Below are 3,729 nucleotides of genomic sequence, written 5' to 3' on the forward strand. Positions count from 1 at the left end.
TCCCTACTCCCTACTCCCTACTCCCTACTCCCTTCTCCCGACTCCCTACTCCCTGTTCCCTTTGCCATTAATCTACACCGTTCAATCATATCAACATAGGCGGTTGATAACTGCTGCCAACTAAACCTTTCATAGACCTTGCGATGACAATTTTTACGCTTACTATCGTTATACCCTTCACTCAATACTTGAGTAATTAAATTAGCTAAACTTCCAGTTAATTCAAAATTAGCGAAATATCCTTCATTGCCTAAAACAAAGTGAGTAATGTCATAATCATGAGCTAAACAAGGTAAACCATGGGACATCGCCTCGACAATTACTCGTGGTAATCCTTCATGGAGAGAAGCTAAGACGAAAATATCAGCAACTTTATAGTAATTCGTTACCTGCTCACGAGCAACAGTTCGCACTTGAAACTGATCAACCCCTAATAGATCTTGCCCAAGCTGAATAATTTCCGGTGATTCAAAATCCTGTTGACCTAATAATAAGAGTAATGGTCTAGGTTTTGGCAAACTCGCTACTTCATTAATGATGTAGTCCATGCGTTTATGATACTTGTTAATCGCTGCCACAGAAAGAATTAACGGTTGCTGTTTCGGTAGTCCTAATTTCTCTCGTAAAGCCTCTCGTTCTAATGGTGACAGTATCTGTAATTTGGAAGGGATGAAGAATCCAGAGGGAAGTAGACTTTGTTTCTCAACAGGCTCTCCATAGGTTAACGCCTGTTTATAGTGAATTGGTGTTAACTGCTGTACATGATCCCAACGGTAAAAAGGAGGAGAGAAGGCTCCTCCATTACGGAAAAGCAGCTTATAATTCTGTTTTGTCAAACGCCGCCAGTGCCACAGTAGATAGCCTAAGCCATCATCACTGAAGTAAATTACCTCTGGACGTTCACGATATATATGTGATAATAAACTTACGATAAATGATGCTTGTTCAATAAAGTAGCCTTCTTGTCTGACAAAATAGTCACCTTTTTTTAAAAAGTTACTTAATTGCTTAACCAATCTTCCCAGTTGACCGGCCATCCAACTATACCGTGGTAGATTCCATAATGTAATCATTTTTTCTTGAGACTTACCTCCTCCTTTAAACAGGGTGATATCAAGAGAAGATTCCTGAGATAAAGCGGCGAAGCACTCTTGGGCAAACGATTCATAGCCCCGCTGGATATGACCCAGACCAGAACAGATTATAAAAACTTTAGTCATGGTATATAGCAGTTATCAATATGGGTGAGGTACTTTCGTCTTGGGTTTTAGGGAGCAGGGAGCAGGGAGTCGGGAGTAGGGAGTCGGGAGGGTGGAGTGGTAAAAATTATGTGTATCTCATGAATGAGTCTGAGAATTGCTATAGCGGATTTATTTATCTTGGGTATATAGTTAAATTGTATAGCGCTGCGCTCAGGTAATAGGGAATTGATCACTTTGGTTTTTTTGTTAAAATAGCTTTTTTTATAGTAATGACGTAAACAGGATTTTTTGGCAATTCCGAAGTTCCCTACTCCCGACTCCCGACTCCCGACTCCCGACTCCCGACTCCCGACTCCCGACTCCCGACTCCCGTTCCCATCCTGGGAGGGGTTAGGGGGGATTCCGACTCCCGACTCCCTTTTGTTAACATCTAAAATTAACCTATAATAATTATGATACTTAACGGGATTTTAGTTAGATCAATCATTGTTGGTGCTTGGTCTTTTGTCAAGAGCAAACTACCACCAGAAGGAAGACGAAAACTAGGAACATTCCTAGGACGAATGGCTCAAAAGCCTCTAATCACTAGTCTAGTGCGTTGGTATGATCAACGGTCAGTGGATGCCTATCTGATTTCATTTCCTAAATCTGGACGAACCTGGCTCAGATTGATGATTGGACGGGTATTAGAAAAGCATTTAGGTCTAACTGACCCCAAAATTATGGAGAGAATATTGGAGTTGGAAACCTTAGCACCATTGCACCCTGATGTCCCAAAAATTCGAGTTATTCATGATGATGAACCAGAATGGAAAAAGCCTGATGAACTTGTTCAAAGTAAGGCAAACTATAAAAATGCTAAGGTAATTCTATTAGTCCGAGACCCTAGGGATGTAGTAGTATCTATCTACTTTGAACATACTAAACGGGTGGGACACTATGCTCACATCATGCAGCAAGTAGACTCTCTGAAGCAGTATGCTGAACGAATTAAACCCTATGAGGGGGATTTGCCTAGCTTCATTCATGAGTCAGTGGGGAGCTTTGATACCTTGATTAGGTATTACAATATATGGGAAGCTAATCGCTATCTACCGAAAGATTTTTTGCTGGTGCGTTATGAAGATATCCAAACAAATACCAAAAAAGAACTGAAGGGGGTTTTAGAATTTTTAGGTGTTAAATCAGTTCGGGATGAAGTAATTGAAGAAGCTGTTAACTTTGCCTCCTTTAAGAATATGCGCCAGATGGAACAAAACCGGACATTTAAATCCGATCGCTTGACTCCAACTGACCAGCAAGATCAAGAGTCTTACAAAACTCGTAAAGGAAAAGTGGGAGGATTTACTGAATATTTAAATCAAGAGGATATTGATTATCTGAATTCAAAAATGGAGGAAAATTTATCTTATTTTTACCACTACAAACCCTGAAGCTGTTGTGGGTTATGATACTAAGTAGCGGTCAAAGGTACAACTTTCTATTGCCCCAATCTCCCCATCTCCCCATCTCCCCATCTCCCCATCCCACCAATCTACTATCTTTGAATGCAACTCGGTATCAGGTGTGGGGTGTTTAGCGATCGCGTAGCGTGACAAGCAAGTCAATCGCACTCAAGGCAAGTGGGCTTATTCAACAGGCTAGACTAAACTAGTGTATATATCTAGCTAGTCGGCTATTAAAAATGATTCTTAACCAAAACTTCCAGGTCATTGATAATGCTGCCCAAATTGATGAGCACTTTTGTTTAAAATTAGAACCGGAAGCTAAGGCAAAAGTCTACCGAGTCTTGATCAACGATACAGGACAAATCCTACTCGATCCAATTCCAGAAGAAGAACAGTGGTTATGGCAAAATCCCGAAACCCTGGCGCAGGTGAAACGAGGTATCCACCAAGCAGCAGAAGGGAAAGGAAAATATTTAGGTGATTTCGCTCAGTATGCTAGCCTGGAGATTGATGACTAGTGGATTTTCGGTTGGAATTTCAATCTGAAGCTGAACAAGCAGCTGACTGTTTTGGCTATTACCTCTCATCCCTAGCCAGGAAATTTTTCATTGTTGTCCCTATCCCTACCATGTTCTGTAGATTTGGGGGGTTAGGGGGGCGAAACCAACTAAACTTCACTAGTCTTCCCCAAGATACGGAAATCCGAATCCCTATCGGTGGACAACCCCATCTGTCGTATCAAAAGTTATCCCTCAGAATCGTTAAAGGGACATTCATATAAATATACCTATACCAATGACTGTACTGGAACAAGGCACAATCACGATTCATACTGAGAATATCTTCCCGATTATCAAGAAGTCTCTCTACACCGATCACGAAATCTTCTTGCGGGAGCTGATCTCCAACTCAGTGGATGCCATCCAGAAGTTGAAGATGGTCTCTTATGCTGGGGAGATTGACGGGGATGTGGGAGACCCGGAAATTAAAATTACCATTGATAAGGATAAGAAAACTCTCTCCATCTCAGATAACGGCATTGGGATGACTGCCGATGAGGTGAAAAAGTATATTAATCA

Annotated in this window: 7 protein-coding genes; 4 read left to right on the top strand and 3 right to left on the bottom strand. The window is 41.3% G+C overall.

Going from position 1 to position 3,729, the window contains the following annotated elements; genetic code table 11:
- Positions 1-17 precede the first annotated feature (17 nt).
- Positions 18-1,220 (bottom strand): glycosyltransferase family 4 protein, encoded by a 1,203-nt coding sequence (locus F6J94_RS31720; RefSeq protein WP_293047532.1) that lies wholly within the window; start codon positions 1,218-1,220, stop codon positions 18-20.
- Positions 1,221-1,267: 47 nt separating this feature from the next.
- A complete protein-coding gene (locus F6J94_RS31725; RefSeq protein WP_293047534.1) occupies positions 1,268-1,435 on the bottom strand; it encodes a hypothetical protein in 168 nt (55 codons plus the stop codon).
- Between the two features lie 55 nt (positions 1,436-1,490).
- On the opposite strand from F6J94_RS31725, the gene F6J94_RS31730 reads away from it, so the two are divergent.
- Positions 1,491-1,649, top strand: coding sequence for a hypothetical protein (locus F6J94_RS31730; protein WP_293047536.1), 159 nt, complete (start codon positions 1,491-1,493; stop codon positions 1,647-1,649).
- A 5-nt stretch (positions 1,650-1,654) separates the two neighbouring features.
- Positions 1,655-2,635, top strand: coding sequence for a sulfotransferase domain-containing protein (locus tag F6J94_RS31735; protein WP_293047538.1), 981 nt, complete (start codon positions 1,655-1,657; stop codon positions 2,633-2,635).
- A 12-nt stretch (positions 2,636-2,647) separates the two neighbouring features.
- Here F6J94_RS31735 and F6J94_RS31740 read toward each other — a convergent pair whose 3' ends face one another.
- On the bottom strand, positions 2,648-2,815 hold the full coding sequence (locus F6J94_RS31740) for a hypothetical protein (protein ID WP_293047540.1): 168 nt from the start codon (positions 2,813-2,815) through the stop codon (positions 2,648-2,650).
- Positions 2,816-2,886: 71 nt separating this feature from the next.
- On the opposite strand from F6J94_RS31740, the gene F6J94_RS31745 reads away from it, so the two are divergent.
- Both F6J94_RS31745 and F6J94_RS31750 read left to right on the top strand, forming a co-directional pair.
- Entirely contained in the window at positions 2,887-3,168 is a 282-nt protein-coding gene (locus tag F6J94_RS31745; protein WP_293047542.1) for a hypothetical protein, read from the top strand.
- A 277-nt stretch (positions 3,169-3,445) separates the two neighbouring features.
- Positions 3,446-3,729: ATP-binding protein (locus F6J94_RS31750; protein ID WP_293047544.1), on the top strand; the 284-nt coding region annotated here is incomplete at its 3' end.

Source organism: Moorena sp. SIO1F2 (genome assembly GCF_010672755.1).
GTDB lineage: Bacteria > Cyanobacteriota > Cyanobacteriia > Cyanobacteriales > Coleofasciculaceae > Moorena.